Origin of the sequence: Nostoc sp. UHCC 0251, assembly GCF_034932245.1 — a bacterium.
GTDB lineage: Bacteria > Cyanobacteriota > Cyanobacteriia > Cyanobacteriales > Nostocaceae > Nostoc.
The window spans coordinates 1-1797 of the sequence record NZ_JAYGHD010000258.1 but is presented as its reverse complement, the minus strand read 5'-3'; the positions used below and the strand labels follow the sequence as shown (position 1 = coordinate 1797).

General features: G+C 39.0%; 3 protein-coding genes. 2 read left to right on the top strand and 1 reads right to left on the bottom strand.

The features are described 5' to 3' along the window. Positions 1-183, top strand: a 183-nt coding sequence (locus VB740_RS18060) for a hypothetical protein (protein WP_323201332.1), incomplete at its 5' end; no start/stop codon positions are given. A gap of 8 nt (positions 184-191) precedes the next feature. Here the strand turns inward: VB740_RS18060 and VB740_RS18055 are convergent. Next, complete coding sequence (locus tag VB740_RS18055; RefSeq protein WP_323201331.1) at positions 192-1070, bottom strand: alpha/beta hydrolase; 879 nt, start codon at positions 1068-1070, stop codon at positions 192-194. Between the two features lie 202 nt (positions 1071-1272). On the opposite strand from VB740_RS18055, the gene VB740_RS18050 reads away from it, so the two are divergent. Then, entirely contained in the window at positions 1273-1731 is a 459-nt protein-coding gene (locus VB740_RS18050) for a helix-turn-helix domain-containing protein (protein WP_323201330.1), read from the top strand. Positions 1732-1797 lie beyond the last annotated feature (66 nt).

Genomic DNA, 1797 nt, shown 5'->3' with positions numbered 1-1797 from the left:
TTTATCCCCTCAACACTTGCAATTTTACCTGTTTTAGGGAATGAAACAGCCCTGCTTTTTAAGGGGGATTTAGAGGGGGATCTAAAACGTTTTGCTACCAAGATGAGGACTTTTCAAACATCCTCTAATACTACTCTTGATCAAAATACGTATTATGACAATAGCCTCACCCAAAGGGAATAGCTACTAGCTCACACTTTTTCGAGAAAAGACTCTACCCATTGCAAATATTGCAAACCGGCAATTAGTGCTGTGTTATTATGATCTGCTCCTGGAATCAACAATAGTTGCTTTGGTTCGGGAGCAACGGCATACAGTTTTTGGGTCATGAAAGAGGGTACAGTCGAATCAGCAGCGCCATGAATGAATAAAACTGGCATTTTTAACTTTGGCAATTTTTTAATGGAATCAAACCGCTGTGTCAAGATTAAATCCACAGGAAACATCCAAAACATGTTTCGATAAGTTATTAAATCGCGGATGGATGTAAAAGAGCTTTCCACGATTAAACCAGCAGCTTGTGGGTGTTTCACTGCTAAGTCGGTGGCTATTGCACCCCCAAGAGAATGTCCATAAAGAAAAATTTGGCTAGGTGGAATCTCTTGTTGCTGCACCAAATAATTCCAAGCTGTGGCTGCATCTTCATAAACCCGCTTTTCATTGGGAAACATACCCTGACTGCGACCATAACCTCGATAATCAATCAGCAACACCGAAAACCCTAGCTGATGAAACCGATTCGCATGAGCTATATTTGCGCCAATATTGATACCGTTTCCGTGTAAGTATAACAACGCTTTAGCATTGGGTTGCTTGGCTTCTATCCACCAACCGTGAATGTGTTCTACCTTGCCTGTTTTAACTGGTATAGGGAACCAAACCTCTTCGTAAAGGAGATTAAAAAACTCTGGTGTCTTTTCAATGACAGCAGAGGGAAAGAAAATGAATCGAGGTTGCCCAATAAAAAGAAATATACAGATGGCAAAGTAAGCGATCGCTGCAATAATTCCACCCCAGAGTAGCAGTTGGGAAAATACTTGTATTAAAAGTTGCAGTTTATTAACTTCCATGCCCTAACTTTTTATTGAATTTTAAAGTGTCTATGTTAACAAAGAAATTACTTAGTATGAGTAGCCCTAGCATTTTTATATCTAGATTTCAAGCATTCTCCAAAAATTTTACCCTAAAATCAATTATTCAGTAAAAATACGTATGCAATGTTAAGTCTTCTCAATATATGAATAGTAGAATTAGCCCATACAGGAGAAGACAGTGACGCTCTTAAACCAAGCTCAAGTAGAGCAGCTAAAGGAAATAACCACACACTTGCGACAAGTAAGACAAGAAAAATCCATAGGTTTAGAAGAAATAGCTGCAAGAACACTGATTCGAGCAGGTGTTTTGCAAGCTTTAGAAGAAGAACGATTTGAAGAATTGCCTGAGCCTATTTTTATTCAAGGATTCATCCGTCGCTATGGAGATGCTTTAGGACTGGATGGAAATGCTTTATCACATACTCTTATAAGCAATGTAGTCCGCCAAGACTCCAAGAATGATCATAATAATTCAGGCAACAAATCCAATACATACATACCTCTTGTTGCCACTTACATTCTATTATTAGTAGCTGCATCTGCTGGTCTTTTATATATACTTAATCCACCACAAATTGCATCTGAATCCCTGACTCCAAAAGTCAATGGTCAACAATCAATGGTCATTAATCAGTGAGTGGGGGAGATGGGGGAGATGAGGGACAGGGGAAAAGGTTAAAGGGGAAAGGGTAAAGGGATAAAT

What these genes read in the sequence shown, in the direction of transcription:
- VB740_RS18055 (WP_323201331.1), bottom strand. Translation starts at nt 1,070, where the DNA reads ATGGAAGTTAATAAACTGCAACTTTTAATACAAGTATTTTCCCAACTG.